The following is a 16,643-nucleotide window of genomic DNA, read 5'->3' on the forward strand; positions in this document are numbered from 1 at the left end:
GGCCTAGGCCAGAGCCGCGGCGAAGGCCGCGTGGGCGGAGGCGTCGAAGAGGACGAAGCGGACCTCCTCCACCCGGGTGGCGGCGGTGCGGACGGTCTCGATCGCGATGCGGGCGCCGTCGTCCATCGGCCAGCCGTAGATCCCGGTGGAGATGGCGGGGAAGGCGACGGTGCGGGCGCCGAGCTCGTCGGCGACGCGCAGGGATTCCCGGTAGCAGGAGGCCAGGAGCTCCGAGCGGTCCTCCTCGCGGGACCAGACGGGTCCCACGGTGTGGATCACGTGGTCCGCCGGGAGGCGGCCGGCCGTCGTGGCGACCGCCCGGCCGGTCGGCAGGCCCTTGCCGTAGTGGGAGCGGCGCAGGTCCTCGCAGGCGGCGAGGATCTCCGGGCCGCCCCGCCGGTGGATGGCGCCGTCCACTCCCCCGCCGCCGAGGAGCGAGGAGTTGGCGGCGTTGACCACCGCGTCCGCCTCCTCGGCGGTGATGTCGCCCTGGACGAGGGTGATCCGGACCATCAGCGTTCCTTTCGCAGGTGGCGCCAGACGGCCTTGGCGGCGTTGTGGCCGGACATGCCGTGGACGCCGGGGCCGGGCGGGGTGGCCGAGGAGCAGAGGAAGACCGCCGGGTGGGCGGTGGTGTACGGGGAGAGGGTGAGCCGGGGCCGGAGCAGCAGCCGCAGGCCGGCGGCGGAGCCGCAGGCGATGTCCCCGCCGACGTAGTTGGGGTTGCGGGCGGCGAGCTGCGGCGGGCCGGCGGTGGCGCGGGCGAGCACGAGGTCGCGGAAGCCGGGGGCGAAGCGCTCCAGCTGCCGTTCGACGGCCTCGGTGAGGTCGCCGTCCCAGCCCGCTGGGACGTGCCCGTACGCCCAGAAGACGTGCTTGCCCTCGGGTGCCCGGCCGGGGTCGGCCAGGCTGGGCTGGGCGGTGATGAGGAAGGGGTTGCGGGGGGCGCGGCCGCCCGAGGCCAGCTGGAGGGCGGCGTCGATGTCGCGGCTGCCGGGTCCGATCTGGACGGTGCCGGCGCGGCGGGGGGCCTCGGCGGTCCACGGGACGGGGCCGTCGAGGGCGTAGTCGAGCTTGAAGGCGGCCGTCCCGTACCGGTAGCCGTCGTAGGCCCGGCCCAGGCGGGCGATCCGGGCCAGCGCGGTCGGCGAGGTGTCGAAGACGTACGCGCGGGCCGGCGGGAGGTCGTCGAGCCGCTTGACCTCGAAGCCGGTGTGGACGGCTCCGCCGAGGTCGGCGAGGTAGCCGGCGAGCGCGTCGGACACGGACTGGGAGCCGCCGCGCGCCATCGGCCAGCCGCCCGCGTGCGCGGCCAGCGCGAAGACCAGGGCGACGGCGCCGGTGCCGATCCCGCTGAGCGGGGCCATGACGTGCGCGGCGAGCCCGGCGAACAGGGCCCGTGCGCGGTCGTCGCGGAAGCGGCTCAGCAGCCAGGTGGCGGGCGGCAGGCCGGTGAGGCCGAAGCGGGCGAGGAGGAGCGGGTCGCGGGGCAGGGCGGTGTTCGGCAGGGACATGAAGTCGCGGGCGAGGGTGTCCCACCGCCCGAGGTAGGGCGCCACCAGGCGCCGGTACGCGCCCGCGTCCCGGGGCCCGAGGGAGGCCGCCGTCTCCGCGACGGAGCGGGAGAGCACGGCGGCCGTGCCGTCGTCGAAGGGGTGGGCCATGGGCAGCGGGGCGTGCAGCCACCGCAGGCCGTACCGGTCGAGCGGCATGGTCTTGAACACCGGGGAGCCGATGCCCAGCGGGTGCACGGCCGAGCAGGGGTCGTGGCGGAAGCCGGGGAGGGTGAGCTCCTCGGTGCGGGCCCCGCCGCCGACCGATCCGGCGGCCTCGAAGACGGCCACCGAGTGACCCCGGCGGGCCAGTTCGACCGCGGCCGTCAGGCCGTTCGGCCCCGCCCCCACCACGACTGCGTCGAGAATCGACGGCACTTGACAGCTCCTTCGTCCGACGACGGCCACTGCCCCCAGCTTATTGCGCCCGCCCCCGCCCGCTCAGGCCCCGCCGCGCAGCAGCTCGCGGACGCGGACGGCGGTGGCCTCGTCGCGGCCCACCGCGAAGGGCAGCGCGTTGTCCCGGTCGATGCGGAAGGGCACCCGGTCCACCGTGCTCTGCGCGCCGCCCGCCTCGGCGACCAGCAGCAGCCCGGCCGCGTGGTCCCAGGCAGAGGGCCAGGTGAAGGCCAGGGCGTCCATCTCTCCGCGCGCGACCCTCAGGTACTCCAGGCCCGCCGAGCCGCAGGGCCGGGGGGCGACGCCGGGGACGTCGAGCCGGGACAGGAAGCGCCGGTCCGCCTCGGAGGTGTACAGCGGGTGGGCCGTCGCGACGCGCAGGTCGGCGCCCGGCTCCGGCGAACCGCTGTGGATCCGCTCGCCGTTGACGTACGCGCCCTGTCCGCGCACGGCGGTGGCCAGGACCTCCAGGGCCGGGGCGTAGGTCCAGGAGGCGAGGATCTCGCCGTGCCGCGCGAGGGCGACGAGCGTGCAGAAGTGGGGGTCGCCCTCGACGAACTGCCGCGTGCCGTCGACCGGGTCGACGATCCACACGGGTGCGTCGCCGCGCAGTGCCCCGTAGACCTCGGGGTCGGCGTGCACGGCTTCCTCCCCGACGACGGCGGAGCCGGGCAGCAGCCGGGTCAGGGAGGCCGTGAGGTGCTCTTCGGCCTTGCGGTCGGCGACGGTCACCAGATCGTGCGGGCCGCTCTTCTGGTCGACCTCGTGCTGGGCGAGCTGCCGGAACCGCGGCATGATCTCGACCGCCGCCGCCTTGCGGACGGCCTCTTCCACATCGGGCAGGCCCTGGGCCAGGAACTCATCGATCATGCCCCCATCACATCACGGGGGGCCGTCGATCCCCACCGACGGTCCGGGGCGTCCGGCCGGACACCGGGTGACGCCGAAGTGAACCCGGCCGGCCGCGGGGCGCGGTCCGGCCGCCGGGACGAGGGACGGCGGAGTCCCGGTGGAGCGGGCGCTCGCGGCCGCGGTTCCTGGGTATGGCCCCCGCATGAGTTCTGTAGGCCCCGCCAAGGGGTACACCCGCGACAGCCGCTACATCACCACCCGGATCACCGCCGACGGACGCGACGGCTTCCCGGTGGAGCCCGGCCGCTACCGCCTCGTGGTGAGCCGGGCCTGCCCCTGGGCGCACCGCACGGTGATCACCCGGCGACTGCTCGGGCTGGAGAAGGCCCTGCCCATGGCCATCGCCGGGCCGACGCACGACAAGCGCAGCTGGACCTTCGACCTCGACCCGGAGGGCCGTGACCCGGTGCTCGGGATGGAACGGCTCCAGGAGGCGTATTTCGCCCGCTTCCCCGACTACGACCGGGGCATCACCGTGCCCGCGATCGTGGACGTGCCGAGCGGCGCGGTGGTCACGAACGACTACGCGCAGCTGACCCTCGACCTGTCGCTGGAGTGGGGGGCGTACCACCGCGACGGGGCGCCGGACCTGTACCCGGCGGCGCTGCGGCCGGAGATCGACGCGGTCGGCGAGGAGATCTACCGGGACGTGAACGACGGGGTCTACCGCACCGGGTTCGCCAAGTCGCAGGAGGCGTACGAGGAGGCGTACGGCCGGCTGTTCGCCCGCCTCGACCGGCTCTCGGAGCGGCTGGAGAGCTCCCGCTACCTCGTCGGCGACACCATCACCGAGGCGGACATCCGGCTGTTCACCTCGCTGGTGCGCTTCGACGCCGTCTACCACGGCCACTTCAAGTGCAACCGGCAGAAGCTGACCGAGATGCCGGTGCTGTGGGCGTACGCCCGGGACCTGTTCCAGACGCCGGGCTTCGGGGACACCGTCGACTTCGACCACGTCAAGCGTCACTTCTACGTCGTCCACGCCCACATCAACCCGTCCGGGATCGTTCCCGCGGGCCCCGACCCGTCGGGCTGGCTCGAACCCCACGGCCGGGAGGCGCTGGGCGGGCGCCCGTTCGGGGACGGCACCGCGCCGGAGCCGCCCTCCCCCGCCGAGACCGTCCCGCCCCTGCGGGCCGCGTCGCGCCCCTGACACGGGCGGGCACGGTACGGGCGGCACCGGTCTCCGCCGGGCGTCAGGTGAACAGGGGGATGACGTCGGAGCCGTACGCGTCGATGGTCGCCTCGCGCGCGTCGTGCATGTCGTAGACGGCGAACTGGTCGACGCCCAGGTCGCGCAGGGTGCGCAGCTTCTCGACGTGGGCCTCGGCCGGGCCCAGGAGGCAGAAGCGGTCGACGATCTCGTCCGGGACGAAGTCGGTGGAGGGGTTCCCGGCACGGCCGTGGTGGCTGTAGTCGTAGCCCTGGCGGGCCTTGACGTACTCGGTGAGTTCGTCCGGGACCATGCCCGAGTGCTCGCCGTAGCGGGAGACGAGGTCGGCGACGTGGTTGCCGACCATGCCGCCGAACCAGCGGCACTGGTCGCGGGCGTGGGCCAGGGCGGCCGGTGAGTCGTCGGCCGTGACGTACGCGGGGGCCGCGACGCAGATGGTGACCGACGCCGGGTCGCGGCCCGCCTCGGTGGCGGCGCGGCGCACGGCCTTGACCATCCATTCCGTGAGGAAGGGGTCGGCGAGCTGGAGGATGAAGCCGTCGGCCTTCCGGCCCGTCAGGGCGAGGGCCTTCGGCCCGTACGCGGCCATCCAGACGGGGAGCCTGCCGTCCTTGACCCACGGGATGCGGAGCGGCTTGCCGTCGACCTCGGCCTCGCGGCCCTCGGCGAGGTCGCGGATCACCTCGATGGCCTCGCCGAGTCGGGCCAGGGTGTTGGGGGCGCGGCCGGCGACGCGCATCGCCGAGTCGCCGCGGCCGATGCCGCAGACGGTGCGGTTGCCGTACATGTCGTTGAGGGTGGCGAAGGTGGAGGCGGTGACCTCCCAGGTGCGGGTGCCCGGGTTGGTGACCATCGGGCCGATGTGCAGCTTCTGCGTGTTGGCGAGGATCTGGCTGTAGATGACGAACGGCTCCTGCCACAGCACGGCGGAGTCGAAGGTCCATCCGTAGCGGAAGCCGTTGCGTTCGGCGCGCTTCATCAGGCTGATCACCTGGGAGGCGGGCGGGTCGGTCTGCAGGACGAGACCGAAGTCCATGCGTCGCTCCTTGCTGGGGAGTGCGGGCGCCGGGGCGTGCGGGCCCCGGGCGCCCCCTAGAGGTACTGGCAGGTGGAACGGTGGACGAAGGCCCCGTGGCCGGCCCGGCCGGTGAACTCCCGCCGGTCGATGACGGGTTCGCCGCGCGAGAGGACCGTGTCGACGCGGCCGGTGATCCGCTTGCCCTCGTACGCGGAGTAGTCCACGTTCATGTGGTGGGTCTCGGCGGAGAGGACCTGCTCGGCGTGCGGGTCGTAGAGGACGATGTCGGCGTCGGAGCCGGGGGCGATGGTGCCCTTCTGCGGGTAGAGGCCGAACATCCGCGCCGGGGTCGCGCAGGCGATCTCGATCCAGCGGCGCCGGCTGATGTGCCCGTCCAGGACGGCCTGGTGGAGGAGGTCCATGCGGTTCTCCACCCCCGGCAGGCCGTTAGGGATCTTGGAGAAGTCCCCGCGGCCGAGTTCCTTCTGCCCCCGGAAGCAGAACGGGCAGTGGTCGGTGGAGACGACCTGGAGGTCGTTCGTGCGCAGGCCCCGCCAGAGGGCCGCCTGGTGCTCTTTCGGCCTCAGCGGGGTGGAGCAGACGTACTTGGCGCCCTGGAAGTCCGGCTCGGCCAGGTTGTCGGTGGACAGGAACAGGTACTGCGGGCAGGTCTCCCCGAAGACCGGCAGCCCCTTGTCCCGGGCCGCCGCCAGCTCGGCCACCGCCTCCTGCGCCGAGACGTGCACGACGTACAGCGGGGAGCCGGCGACCCTGGCGAGCTGGATCGCCCGGTGCGTGGCCTCGGCTTCGAGGAGCACCTTGCGGACCTCGCCGTGGTGGCGGGGGTCGGTCTCCCCGCGGGCGAGGGCCTGTTCGACGAGGACGTCGATCGCGATGCCGTTCTCGGCGTGCATCATGATCAGTCCGCCGTTGCCGGAGGCCCGCTGCATGGCCCGCAGGATCTGCCCGTCGTCGCTGTAGAAGACGCCCGGGTAGGCCATGAACAGCTTGAAGGAGGTGACGCCCTCGCTGACGAGGAGGTCCATCTCCTTCAGGGTGTGCTCGTTGACGTCCGAGAGGATCATGTGGAAGGCGTAGTCGACGGCGCAGTTGCCGTCGGCCTTGGCGTACCAGGTGTCGAGCCCCTCCCGCAGGGAGCGGCCGACGCTCTGGACGGCGAAGTCGACGATGGTGGTGGTGCCGCCCCACGCCGCGGCCCGGGTGCCGGTCTCGAAGGTGTCGGAGGCGGAGGTGCCGCCGAACGGCAGCTCCATGTGGGTGTGGGCGTCGACGCCGCCCGGGATGACGTACTTCCCGCTCGCGTCGATCGTGCGGTCGGCGGTCCAGGCCGCGGCGGCGGCCGAGCCGGTGGCGGCGAGGGCCGCCACGCGGCCGTCCTCGACGAGGACGGCCGCGTGGAGCTCGTCGGCGGCGGTGACGACCAGGCCGCCTCTGATCAGGGTGCGGATGCTCATGTCGGTCCCCTACTCGATGCTGCGGAGCGCCTGTCCGAGGATCTCGGCCCCCTCTTCCGCCTCGGCGACGGTGAGGGAGAGCGGCGGCGCGATGCGCAGCACGCTGGTGTCGTGCCCGCCGCCCTTGCCGATCAGCAGGCCGCCCGCCCGGGCCGCCTCCAGGACGGCGGCGGCCGCCTGCGGGTCGGCGCGGTCGGTGCCGGGCTCGGTGATCTCCAGACCGGCCATCAGGCCCCGGCCGCGGACCTCGCGGACGGCGGGCGAGGCGGCGGCGAGGGCGCGCAGCCGCTCCAGGAGCAGGCCGCCGACGCGGCGGGCGTTGCCCTGGAGGTCGTGTTCCAGGACGTACGAGAGGTTGGCGAGGCCGGCCGCCATGGTGACGGGGGAACCGCCGAAGGTGGAGATGGAGTTGGAGTCGAGGCAGTTCATCACCTCGGCCCGGGCCACGACGCCGCCGATGGACATGCCGTTGCCGATGCCCTTGGCGAAGGTGAGCATGTCCGGCGCGCCGCTGCGCGCGTGGGCCTGCCAGCCCCAGAAGTTGTCGCCGGTGCGGCCCCAGCCGGTCTGCACCTCGTCGCTGATCCAGAGGATGCCGTGCCGGTTGAGGACCTCGCGGAAGGCCGCGTACAGCCCGTCGGGGGGCGAGGTGAACCCGCCGACGCCCTGGATGGGCTCCGCGATGAGGGCGGCCACTCCCCCGCGCGCCTGGCCGAGCACGTCCTCCAGGTCGGCGACGGCCGCGGCGGTGAAGGCGGCGTCGTCGAGGGCGGCGAAGGGGCCGCGGGTGCGGACCGCGCCGTGGACGTAGTACGTCTGGAGCGGTGACAGGCTGGTCGGGGACCAGCCCCGGTTGCCGGTGATGCCGACGGTGGAGAAGGACCGGCCGTGGTAGCTGTTGCGCATCGCCAGGATCTGGTTGGAGCGGCGGTACGTGGTCGCGAGCAGCAGGGCGGCGTCGTTGGCCTCGGTGCCGGAGGTGGTGAAGAAGACCCGGGCGTCCGGGATGCCGGACAGGGCGGCGATCCGTTCGGCCAGCTCGACCATGGGCCGGTTGAGGTAGAGGGTGGAGGAGTGGATGATCCGCCCGGCCTGCTCGGAGACGGCCTTGGTGACCTCGGGCAGGGCGTGGGCGGTCATGGTGGTGAGGATGCCGCCGAAGAAGTCGAGGTAGCGGTTCCCGTCCGCGTCCCAGACGTGGCGTCCCTCGCCGTGGGTGAGCTCGATGGGGCGGTCGTAGTAGAGCGCGAGCCAGTCGGGCAGGACGGTGCGGTGGCGGCTGTGCAGGGGGGTCGGGTTGGTCACGGCTGAACCAGTCCTCCGTAGGCGTCGGGGCGGCGGTCGCGGTAGAAGGCCCACTGCTCGCGGACCTCCCTGATCAGGTCGAAGTCGAGGTCCCGGACGAGGAGTTCCTCCTCCTTGTCGCTGGCGACCTCGCCGACGAACTGGCCGCGGGGGTCGACGAAGTAGCTGGTCCCGTAGAAGTCGTTGTCGCCGTACTCCTCCTGGCCGACGCGGTTGATGGCGGCGACGAAGTACTCGTTGGCGACGGCGGAGGCCGGCTGCTCCAGCTGCCACAGGTACGCGGACAGGCCCCGGGAGGTGGCGGACGGGTTGTAGACCAGCTGGGCCCCGGCCAGGCCGAGTTGGCGCCATCCCTCGGGGAAGTGGCGGTCGTAGCAGATGTAGACGCCGACGCGGCCGACGGCGGTGTCGAAGACGGGCCAGCCGAGGTTGCCGGGGCGGAAGTAGTACTTCTCCCAGAAGCCCTTGACCTGCGGGATGTGGTGCTTGCGGTACTTGCCGAGGTAGCTGCCGTCCGCGTCGATGACGGCGGCGGTGTTGTAGTAGAAGCCCTCGCTCTCCTTCTCGAAGACGGGGACGACGATGACCATCCCGGTCTCGCGGGCCAGTTCCTGCATCCGGCGGACGGTGGGGCCGTCGGGGACGGGCTCGGCCCAGCGGTAGTGCTCGGGCTCCTGGACCTGGCAGAAGTAGGGGGCGTTGAACACCTCCTGGAAGCCGATGACCTTCGCCCCCTGCGCGGCCGCCCTGCGGGCGTGCGCCTCGTGCTTGGCGATCATCGACTCGGTGTCTCCGGTCCAGGTGGCCTGGACGAGTGCGGCGCGGACGACTTGGGCCATGAGCTGCTCCTCGCGACGGGAACGCCGACTTCTACGCACGTAGACGGTGTGCGTAGGGAGTCGAAGGTAGGCCCCGTCACAGCGTGGGGCAAGACCACCTTGCGCGGTTGGAGTAGTCGATCAAGTTACGTCGCCACACGGTCGATTGCGGTCACCGGAGGGACGCTTCACGCGAGCCGGGCCCGCCCGGCCGATCCGATGGGGCACCGGAACCACACCCCTGGGCAATACGCCTACAGGCCATGTCGGAGAACCGGCACCCGGGCCGCCCGATCGGCAGGTGCGCCCGCCGCCGCGGCCGGCGCGGCCGTGCCGGAAATCCGGCCCCCGACCGGCCCCCGGGGCAACCCGTGCGTTTCCCGGCGGGAAGACGGCGCACCCCGCTAACGTGGCGCACCTCACTGCCGTTGGGGGGCAGGCGGTCGATCGCGAGCGCCAGTATGCGATGCCACCTGGCCGAAACCTGCCGTGCGGCAGTGTTTCCGGAGGACGGCGGGCGTCGCCGCCCGTCGTCCCGACGCGCAGAGGAGTAGCGTGCACCGGCCGCTTCCGCAGGGGATCGAGTACCTCATCGAGCAGTTCGACACGTTCGCGGCCAACCGGCGCGCCGGCCGCCGGTTACCCGTGATGCTGCTCAAACGGGACTCCGCGCCGCCCGGGTCCGTCCACGCGTCCACGGCGGAGACGGTCATCCTGGGCTACGCGGACCGCCTCTGCGACACGGACCTCGACCGGACGGTCGACCTCCTCCCGCACGCCGTGGTCGAGGACGGCGACCTCGGCCCGCAGGACACCACGCCCGGCGCGCCGGCCGAGGACACGGTCGAGCGCCACCTCGCCCTGCTGGACGCCATCGTCGATCAGCTCGAGAACTCGATGCCCCCCGACGCCGGCGAACTTCGCCTCCCGCGCTTCCACACCTGCCGCGATGCCTTGAAGACGACCGTCGGCGCCGGGTCCGCCGCGAGCAAACGACGACGGCTGCGCGATGAGCTCTACCTGCGCCTCCTCCTCCGACGCCCTTTGCTGGGAACTCTGGCCCGGGTGGCGGGTGCCACCGGGGACAACTTCCTCGCCAGTGTCTGGCTCACCCTCTTCCAGCTCGTGGTCGTCGGGCTGCCGCGCCGCGTCTACGGCCTGTGGCTCAGCCAGCCCCGCAGCCTGCGCTGGGTCGGCTCGCGGCGCCCCAAGGGCGCGAACTTCCTGCGGATGGCACTCGCCATCACCCCGTCCGGGACCTCGCGGCACAACCTGGCCCTGATCCAGCGCATGCTGCTCATGGCCCTGCTCAACGACCTGTCCAGGGCGGCCGCGCCGTCCCGGCTCTGGGTCTACCGGGCCCGTCGGCGCTGGCCCTTCGTCCTGCTCCTGCCGAAGGTCGGCGAGGAGGGCACACCGGTGCGGCAGCTGCTCGACACCTACGCGGACGTCATCCGCACCGAGCCGCCGGCGCCGCTGATGGTGCTCGGGGCCCTGACGGGTGAGCCGCCCTCGTACGCGCAGACCCTGGCCGCCGATCCCCTCAGCGTGACCGGTCTCGCCGACCGCGTGCACAGCCTGTACACCCGCAGCTCCCCGTCGGCCGTGTACGTCGTCCCGCTGTCCGCGAACGACGACGACGGGCCGGCCGAACGCTGGCTGGAGACCAATCCGAAGGTCCCCGTCCGGCCGAACGGCCGGGGGGACTACGCGCGGGTCGTGGCGGCCCCCGTCCTGGCGCTCGGCCTCGTCGCCACGGGTCTGTACCTCTTCGGGCCCGAGAGCGGCCCCTCGCCGTCGTGCCACAAGGTGGCCACAGGAGAGACCGTCGGTGTCACCGACGGGCGGGAATGCCACCTGGGCGTGGCCGGCCGGGACAAGGAGCTGCTCGAACTGGAAGCGGTCGCGGCCAAGCAGAACGAGAGCGCCATCACGAGCGGGCGCCCGTACCGGACGGTCGTGTTCTTCGCTCCCCTCACCGGCGAGCCCGGCGACTCCACCCCGGTGAGCATGCAGAACCTGCGCGGCGCTCTCACGGCCCAGAACCAGATCAACAGCCGCACGGGCGACATCGTCCAGATACGCCTGCTGATCGCCAACCCGGGAAAGTACTTCGCCTACGGATCGCAGAACGCCCAAGGCCCCGACGTCGCCAAGGAGATCATCGCGCGGAAGGACCGGGACAGGATCGCCGCCGTGGTCGGCATCACGCAGAGCCGCCAGTCCTCGTACTCCGCGGTGGGGGAGATCTCCGCCGCGAGCATCCCCGTGATCGGCAACTCCGTCACGGGCAGCAGGATGGTGGACGAGCGGTCCTCCTCCTACTACTTCCAGGTGTCCCCCTCGAACGACCGCATCGCCGAGGTGATGGCCGAGTTCGCCGCGCACTCCGAGCAGATCGGCGAGCTGACCACGGACAAGGGCGACGGCAGGACGGCCGTCGTGGTCTACGACCCCGACGACGAATTCTTCAGCTCCGACCTCCAGGGCAAGTTCTCCGCGCACTACAAGGGCGGCAAGGTGGTCACCGTCCCCTACTACGAGAACCGCAACGGACAGATCGTCCCGGACGTGGCTCGGGACATCTGCGACAAGGTGCAGGCCTCCGGCGGTTACATCGTGTACGCGGGCCGCTCGGGCAAGATGCCGGAACTCCTCGACGCACTCCAGGGGACCGCCGACTGCCGCAAGGCGGACGGGAAGCAGGTCGCGATCTTCGCCGAGAGCCTGGCGGCGACCTACCTCCAGGACCCCCAGGAGCTGCTCAGGAAGCACTCCGTGTTCAAGCCTTACTACGTGATGCTGAACGACTCCAACGGCAACGCGAGCCCGAACACCCCGTACTCCGAGTTCACCTCCCGCTTCCGGGAGGTCTTCGGGAACGGCTCGGTGCCGGAGGGGAACGCGGCAGGGGCCTACGATGCGCTGCGGGTGGCATCCGAGGTGATCAACTCGGTCTACGCACAGTACAAGACCGCGGAGAACAGCAGTGCGGCGTTCCAGCCGACCGACGTGTACGCACGGCTCTCGAACCCGGGTGTGCAGAACTTCGCGGGCGCCTCGGGCCTGCTGTCACTGGACAGCCGGCACAAGTACCCGCCGAACAAGGCGGTCTACGTCATGGAGTCGCACCTGGACAAGAGCGTGACGACATGGATGGCGTGCGGCCTGCTGCCCGACCAGCCGCCGGGCCTGAACAACCCGGCCACCTGGGGCCTCCCCGGCAAAACGCACCCCTGCCCCCAGTGATCCGGTGGCGGGGGTCCGGGGATCGGCCTCCCGGACGACACGTCTCAAGCCGACGGGAGGCCGGCCACGCGCAGGGCGTGGGAGAGGTCGCGGTGGCGGGCGGCGGAGAGGGCGCGGGCGGCGCGCAGGAGGCGCGGGGTGAACCAGTGGGGGTCGTGGCGGGCCAGGGCGGCCGTCTCGTCGGCGGTGCGCAGCCGGACGAAGGCCTCCAGGAGGGACCCGGTTTCGCGGTCCCGGCCTGCCGCGCCGAGGGCGAGGGCGGTCTCGGCGACCTCGGCGGCCGGGCGGGCCACGCCCTGGCGCAGCAGCCGGTCGGCGTCGGCCTCGCGGCCGGCCTCCCCGAGGGCCCCGGCGGCCGCGGCGAGGCGGTCGGGCGGGAGGGAGGCCGTCTCCCACAGCAGGGTGGCCCAGTCGGCGGCCAGCCCGGCGTGCCCGAGTTCCTCGGCGAGGCCCGGCAGTTCCCCGGCGGGCCACAGGGCCGCCTCGCAGAGAAGTGCGTGCGCCTCGCCGCTGTGGCCCCGGGCCCGCAGGGTGAGCAGCTCGGCGACGAAGGCCCCGCGCGCGACGCCCCGGGGCACGCTCCCGGCCCCCGCCGCGGGGACGGCGCCGCCGGGTGCCTCCCCGAAGTCCGCGGACGCACGGTCCGCCCCGTCCCCGGCCACCGGATCCGGCGACCACCGCGCGGGGGCGGCCGACGGCCGTCCGGCGACGGCCGGCGGCCCGGGGGGCGGGGGTGCCGGGGACAGGGCGGCCGGGGGTGCCGGGGCCGGGGTGGTCGGAGGGGCCGGGGCCGGGGTGGTCGGCGGCTGTGCGGCGTAGGAGGCCGGGGGCCCGGGGGGCGGGGGTGCCTGGGCCGGGGGTGGCGGGGGCGGGGCGTAGCGGGCGCCGCGGGGGGTGCGGAGGGGGGTCGCGGGTGTGGCGTCGGCGGGAGTGGGGGCCGGTGCCGGGGCGGGACCGGCGTAGCGGGCCCCGCCGGCCCGGCGGGCGCCGCGCAGCCACCGGCCCTCGGCCCGACCGACCGGCGGCTCCGGCCGGCCCGACCGCGGATGGGGCCGACCGGCCGGTGGCCCGACCGGGTCGGCCGGGGGTAAGGGGCCGGCGGGGTCGCGCTGGCGGGGGACGGCGGCCAGGGAGAAGGACGACAGGCGGGTTTCGAGGTCGCTCTGGCGGGCCGCCGCGCGGGTCGCGTCGTCGCGGGTCCAGGCCAGTTCACGGGAGAGGGCCTCCGCCTCCGCCGGGTCGCTCGCGCCGCCCAGCCGGCCGCTCAGGTACCGCAGGGCCTCCTCCATGGCGACCCGCTGCTCCGTCGCCGCGGCGAGCAGGATCCCCAGCTCCCGCGCCCCGCCCGGCCGCGCGTCCCACGCGGCGACGGCCGCGGCCCGCAGGCCCGCCGCGTGCGCCGCCTCCCGCGCGGCCTCCCCGGGGGTTCCCGGGAGGTCCAGCAGGAGGGATTCCAGTACGTCCCACGGCGGTAGGGCGATCCCGTCGAGGCAGGCCCGCATCCCCTCCGGGTCGCGCCGCAGGAACTCCCCGTACCAGCCGGTCCCGGGATCCAGTCTCTGCGTCAACCCCCGCAGGTAGTCCGTGAGTTGCCCGATCACCAGCGCAGTCGGCGTCTCCATCCCCGCATTGCATACCACCCGTGTTACGGGCGCACTACGGGAGCCTCAAACCTTGACGGCGAACCCGCGTCCGCCGGAGGGGGCGGGCGGCGGAGCGCCGCGTCAGGCGGGGACCAGCGCGCAGCGGCGCATGACGTCGTCGAGGGAGAGGCCGAGCGTCCCGGCGAGGGCTGCCACGGTGAAGAAGGCCGGGGTCGGCGCCCGGCCCGTCTCGATCTTGCGGAGGGTCTCGGGCGAGAGCCCGGCGCCGGCGGCGACCTCGACCATGCTGCGGCCGCCGCGCGCCTCGCGCAGCAGCGCGCCCAGCCGCTCGCCGCGCTCGCGCTCTTCGGGGGTCAGGGGGGTTCGCACCATGACCCCATCCTACCCCGCGCGCCCATAACTATCCCGTTAAACTTATACCGGTATAGTTATCGGCATGGTGCACTTGAAAACGGACGAAGCGATCGACGAGATGCGTGCCGCCGGCCGGGTGGTCGCGCACGCCCTGGCAGCCGTACGGGAGGCCGCCCGGGTGGGCGTGTCCCTCCTGGAACTGGACGCGGTGGCCCGCGCGGTCCTGCGCGGGGAGCGGGCCACCTCCCCCTTCCTCGGCTACCGCCCGCACTTCGCGCCGGTGCCCTTCCCCGGCGTGGTGTGCGCCTCGGTGAACGACGCGATCGTGCACGGCGTCCCCGACGGCTACCGGCTGCGCGACGGCGACCTGGTCAGCATCGACTGCGGGGCCAGGCTGCGCGGCTGGGTCGGCGACGCGGCCGTCAGCTTCACCGTCGGCCGGGCCCGCCCCGCCGACCTGCGGCTGATCGGGACCGCCGAGGCGGCCCTCGCCGCCGGCATCGCCGCCGCCGTCCCCGGCAACCGGATCGGCGACATCGCGCACGCCGTGGGCCGCGTCTGCCGCGCGGCGGGCTACGGCATCCCGGAGGGCTTCGGCGGGCACGGCGTGGGCCGCAGCATGCACGAGGACCCGGGCGTCCCCAACGAGGGCCCGCCGGGACGCGGCATGAAGCTGCGCCCCGGCATGGTCCTGGCGATCGAGCCGATGCTGATCGCGGGCGGTACGGACGACTACGCCTGCGACCCCGACGGCTGGACCCTGCGCACCACCGACGGCTCCCGCGCCGCGCACGTGGAGCACACGGTCGCCATCACCGCCGGCGGCCCCAGGATCCTGACGGCGCCGTAGCCCGACGCACCGCCGGCCGTCCGGTGGGCCGCCCACCCCGCGGGCCGGTCGCGGCTACGGCTGTCCGTGCGGGTGCACGACCATCGCCGAGCCCCCGCCCCGCCGGGTGGTCTCGGCGGCCGCCAGCCAGCGGCCGTCCGGGAGCCGCTGGACGCCCGTCGCGGCGCCGATCTCCGGGTTCTGCCGGAACGCCTGCCCCAGCCCCTCCAGTTCGGCGCGCAGCGGGCTGTTCCACAGCTCCGGTTCGAGTTCCGTCGTCGTCTGGTTGCGCTGGCTGGCGCGCGGCGCCCTGATCGCGTCGACCAGCGGCAGGCCCCGGTCCAGCCGGCCGATCAAGGTCTGCAGGACGGTGGTGATGATGGTCGCGCCGCCCGGGGAGCCGACGGCCAGGACCGGGCGGCCGTGGTCGAGGACGATGGTCGGGGACATGGACGAGCGCGGCCGCTTGCCCGGGCCGGGCAGGTTCGGGTCCGGGACGCCGGGGGCCGCCGGGGCGAAGGAGAAGTCCGTCAGCTCGTTGTTGAGCAGGAAGCCGCGGCCCGGGACGGTGATGGCGCTGCCGCCCGTGGACTCGATGGTCAGGGTGTACGAGACCACGTTGCCCCAGCGGTCGGCGACCGTCAGGTGCGTGGTGTTCTCCCCCTCGTAGGTGGTGGGCGCCGCCTGCCCGGTGGTGGCGCAGGGCGCCGGGTCGCGCGGGTCCCCGGGGGCCAGCGGGCTGGTCAGGGTCCGGTCCGGCCTGATCAGGCAGGCGCGCGAGTCGGCGAACCGCTGTGAGAGCAGCTCGCGGGTCGGTACGGGCTGGGCGGCAGGGTCGCCGACCCAGCGCCCCCGGTCGGCGAAGGAGATCCGGGAGGCCTCGATGAACCGGTGCAGGTACTGCGCCTCGGACAGCTTCGACAGGTCGGTGCGCTCCAGGATGTTCAGCGCCTCGCCGACGGTGGTGCCCCCGGAGGAGGAGGGGGCCATGCCGTAGACGTCCAGGCCCCGGTAGCCCACCTGGGTCGGGGCCTGCCGCTTGGTGGCGTACGCGCGCAGGTCGGCGGCGGTGAGGTCGCCGGAGCGGACGGTCCGGGTGGCGGCGGGGTCGACCGGGGGCTTGCGCACGGCCTTGACGATGTCGTCGGCGATCGGGCCGCGGTAGAGCGCTCCGGTGCCCTTGCGGGCGAGTTCGGCGTAGGTGTCCGCGAGGTCGGGGTTCTTGAAGGTGGAGCCGACGACGGGGAGCTGTCCGCCGGGCAGGAACAGCCTGCGGGTGTCGGGGAAGTCCTTGAAGCGGTCCTGGTTGGCCTCGGTCTGGGCGCGGAAGGTGGCGTCGACGGTGAACCCGTCGCGGGCCAGCTTCTCGGCGGGGCGCAGCAGTTGGGACAGCGGCCGGGTACCCCAGGCGTCGAGGGCGGTCTTCCAGGTGGCGGGGGTGCCGGGGACGCCGACGCTGCGGCCGCTGGTCTGGCCCTCGGCGAAGGGGATGGGGACGCCGTTCTCCTGGAACAGGGTCTCGGTGGCCGTGGCGGGGGCGGTCTCGCGGCCGTCGATGGTCTGCACCCGGTGGGAGGCGGCGTCGTAATGGACGAGGTAGCCGCCTCCGCCGACACCGGCCGAGTAGGGTTCGGTGACCCCGAGGGCGGCGGCGGTGGCGATCGCCGCGTCCACGGCGTTGCCCCCGGCCCGCAGGACGGCGATCCCGGCCGCCGAGGCGTCGGCGTCGACACTGGCGACGGCCCCTCCGTAGCCCACGGCCACCGGCACCTTGGCCGGGGCGGCCTCCGGCGGGGGCGGAGCGGCGGCTCCGGTGGAGACGAGCGCCCCGGCGAGGGCTGCGAACGCTAACTGACGTGCTGCGCGAGCGCGCATCCGGTTCCTCCAGTCGACTGCCTGTCAGACCATGGACCGGCAGCCTAGCTTCGGCGCACCCCCCGCGTCATGGAGGCG

The 16,643-nt window shown here is 73.7% G+C and carries 13 protein-coding genes; 3 read left to right on the forward strand and 10 right to left on the reverse strand.

Annotated features, from left to right (window positions below):
- Nucleotides 1-3 precede the first annotated feature (3 nt).
- The 3 genes from ACIRBY_RS17755 to ACIRBY_RS17765 form a co-directional block, all read right to left on the reverse strand.
- Complete coding sequence (locus ACIRBY_RS17755) at nt 4-513, reverse strand: O-acetyl-ADP-ribose deacetylase (protein WP_403901459.1); 510 nt, start codon at nt 511-513, stop codon at nt 4-6.
- A complete protein-coding gene (locus ACIRBY_RS17760; RefSeq protein WP_403901460.1) occupies nt 513-1,931 on the reverse strand; it encodes a phytoene desaturase family protein in 1,419 nt (472 codons plus the stop codon). The genes ACIRBY_RS17755 and ACIRBY_RS17760 overlap by 1 nt, the downstream gene beginning before the upstream one ends.
- A gap of 63 nt (nt 1,932-1,994) precedes the next feature.
- Nucleotides 1,995-2,822, reverse strand: a complete 828-nt coding sequence (locus ACIRBY_RS17765) for an inositol monophosphatase family protein (protein ID WP_403901462.1) — start codon at nt 2,820-2,822, stop codon at nt 1,995-1,997.
- Between the two features lie 184 nt (nt 2,823-3,006).
- Here ACIRBY_RS17765 and ACIRBY_RS17770 point away from each other — a divergent pair, with 184 nt between their 5' ends.
- On the forward strand, nt 3,007-4,017 hold the full coding sequence (locus ACIRBY_RS17770; RefSeq protein WP_403901464.1) for a glutathione S-transferase family protein: 1,011 nt from the start codon (nt 3,007-3,009) through the stop codon (nt 4,015-4,017).
- A 43-nt stretch (nt 4,018-4,060) separates the two neighbouring features.
- Here ACIRBY_RS17770 and ACIRBY_RS17775 read toward each other — a convergent pair whose 3' ends face one another.
- From ACIRBY_RS17775 to ACIRBY_RS17790, 4 genes are read right to left on the reverse strand one after another with little or no spacing between them, the layout of a single operon-like run.
- Nucleotides 4,061-5,074 carry a TIGR03842 family LLM class F420-dependent oxidoreductase gene (locus ACIRBY_RS17775; RefSeq protein WP_403901465.1) on the reverse strand — a complete coding sequence of 338 codons (1,014 nt, stop codon included), beginning with the start codon at nt 5,072-5,074 and terminating at the stop codon, nt 4,061-4,063.
- A 56-nt stretch (nt 5,075-5,130) separates the two neighbouring features.
- Entirely contained in the window at nt 5,131-6,531 is a 1,401-nt protein-coding gene (gene hydA, locus ACIRBY_RS17780; RefSeq protein ID WP_403901467.1) for a dihydropyrimidinase, read from the reverse strand.
- A 9-nt stretch (nt 6,532-6,540) separates the two neighbouring features.
- Nucleotides 6,541-7,836: an aspartate aminotransferase family protein gene (locus ACIRBY_RS17785; protein ID WP_403901468.1), complete on the reverse strand. Its 1,296-nt coding sequence runs from the start codon at nt 7,834-7,836 to the stop codon at nt 6,541-6,543.
- Nucleotides 7,833-8,675 (reverse strand): nitrilase-related carbon-nitrogen hydrolase, encoded by an 843-nt coding sequence (locus ACIRBY_RS17790; RefSeq protein ID WP_390689395.1) that lies wholly within the window; start codon nt 8,673-8,675, stop codon nt 7,833-7,835. Before ACIRBY_RS17790 ends, ACIRBY_RS17785 begins: the two co-directional genes overlap by 4 nt.
- A gap of 534 nt (nt 8,676-9,209) precedes the next feature.
- Between ACIRBY_RS17790 and ACIRBY_RS17795 the strand changes: the two genes are divergently transcribed.
- Nucleotides 9,210-11,903 carry an ABC transporter substrate-binding protein gene (locus tag ACIRBY_RS17795; protein ID WP_403901470.1) on the forward strand — a complete coding sequence of 898 codons (2,694 nt, stop codon included), beginning with the start codon at nt 9,210-9,212 and terminating at the stop codon, nt 11,901-11,903.
- A gap of 44 nt (nt 11,904-11,947) precedes the next feature.
- On the opposite strand, the gene ACIRBY_RS17800 is transcribed toward ACIRBY_RS17795, so the two are convergent.
- Both ACIRBY_RS17800 and ACIRBY_RS17805 read right to left on the reverse strand, forming a co-directional pair.
- Nucleotides 11,948-13,525, reverse strand: coding sequence for a hypothetical protein (locus ACIRBY_RS17800; RefSeq protein ID WP_403901471.1), 1,578 nt, complete (start codon nt 13,523-13,525; stop codon nt 11,948-11,950).
- Nucleotides 13,526-13,627: 102 nt separating this feature from the next.
- Nucleotides 13,628-13,879 (reverse strand): helix-turn-helix transcriptional regulator, encoded by a 252-nt coding sequence (locus tag ACIRBY_RS17805; protein WP_366452941.1) that lies wholly within the window; start codon nt 13,877-13,879, stop codon nt 13,628-13,630.
- Between the two features lie 64 nt (nt 13,880-13,943).
- Between ACIRBY_RS17805 and map the strand changes: the two genes are divergently transcribed.
- Complete coding sequence (gene map, locus ACIRBY_RS17810) at nt 13,944-14,711, forward strand: type I methionyl aminopeptidase (protein WP_403901472.1); 768 nt, start codon at nt 13,944-13,946, stop codon at nt 14,709-14,711.
- A gap of 54 nt (nt 14,712-14,765) precedes the next feature.
- Here map and ggt read toward each other — a convergent pair whose 3' ends face one another.
- The gene (gene ggt / locus ACIRBY_RS17815) at nt 14,766-16,565 is read right to left on the reverse strand and encodes a gamma-glutamyltransferase (RefSeq protein WP_403901473.1); all 1,800 of its coding nucleotides are present in this window, start codon (nt 16,563-16,565) and stop codon (nt 14,766-14,768) included.
- Between the last annotated feature and the right edge of the window lie 78 nt (nt 16,566-16,643).

The sequence above is a fragment of the Streptomyces sp. NPDC096136 genome, assembly GCF_044763325.1.
Taxonomy (GTDB): Bacteria; Actinomycetota; Actinomycetes; order Streptomycetales; family Streptomycetaceae; genus Streptomyces.

What these genes read in the sequence shown, in the direction of transcription:
- ACIRBY_RS17790 (WP_390689395.1), bottom strand. Translation starts at nt 8,675, where the DNA reads ATGGCCCAAGTCGTCCGCGCCGCACTCGTCCAGGCCACCTGGACCGGA.
- ACIRBY_RS17765 (WP_403901462.1), bottom strand. Translation starts at nt 2,822, where the DNA reads ATGATCGATGAGTTCCTGGCCCAGGGCCTGCCCGATGTGGAAGAGGCC.
- ACIRBY_RS17755 (WP_403901459.1), bottom strand. Translation starts at nt 513, where the DNA reads ATGGTCCGGATCACCCTCGTCCAGGGCGACATCACCGCCGAGGAGGCG.
- ACIRBY_RS17800 (WP_403901471.1), bottom strand. Translation starts at nt 13,525, where the DNA reads ATGGAGACGCCGACTGCGCTGGTGATCGGGCAACTCACGGACTACCTG.
- ACIRBY_RS17805 (WP_366452941.1), bottom strand. Translation starts at nt 13,879, where the DNA reads ATGGTGCGAACCCCCCTGACCCCCGAAGAGCGCGAGCGCGGCGAGCGG.
- ACIRBY_RS17770 (WP_403901464.1), top strand. Translation starts at nt 3,007, where the DNA reads ATGAGTTCTGTAGGCCCCGCCAAGGGGTACACCCGCGACAGCCGCTAC.
- ggt (WP_403901473.1), bottom strand. Translation starts at nt 16,565, where the DNA reads ATGCGCGCTCGCGCAGCACGTCAGTTAGCGTTCGCAGCCCTCGCCGGG.
- hydA (WP_403901467.1), bottom strand. Translation starts at nt 6,531, where the DNA reads ATGAGCATCCGCACCCTGATCAGAGGCGGCCTGGTCGTCACCGCCGCC.
- map (WP_403901472.1), top strand. Translation starts at nt 13,944, where the DNA reads ATGGTGCACTTGAAAACGGACGAAGCGATCGACGAGATGCGTGCCGCC.
- ACIRBY_RS17775 (WP_403901465.1), bottom strand. Translation starts at nt 5,074, where the DNA reads ATGGACTTCGGTCTCGTCCTGCAGACCGACCCGCCCGCCTCCCAGGTG.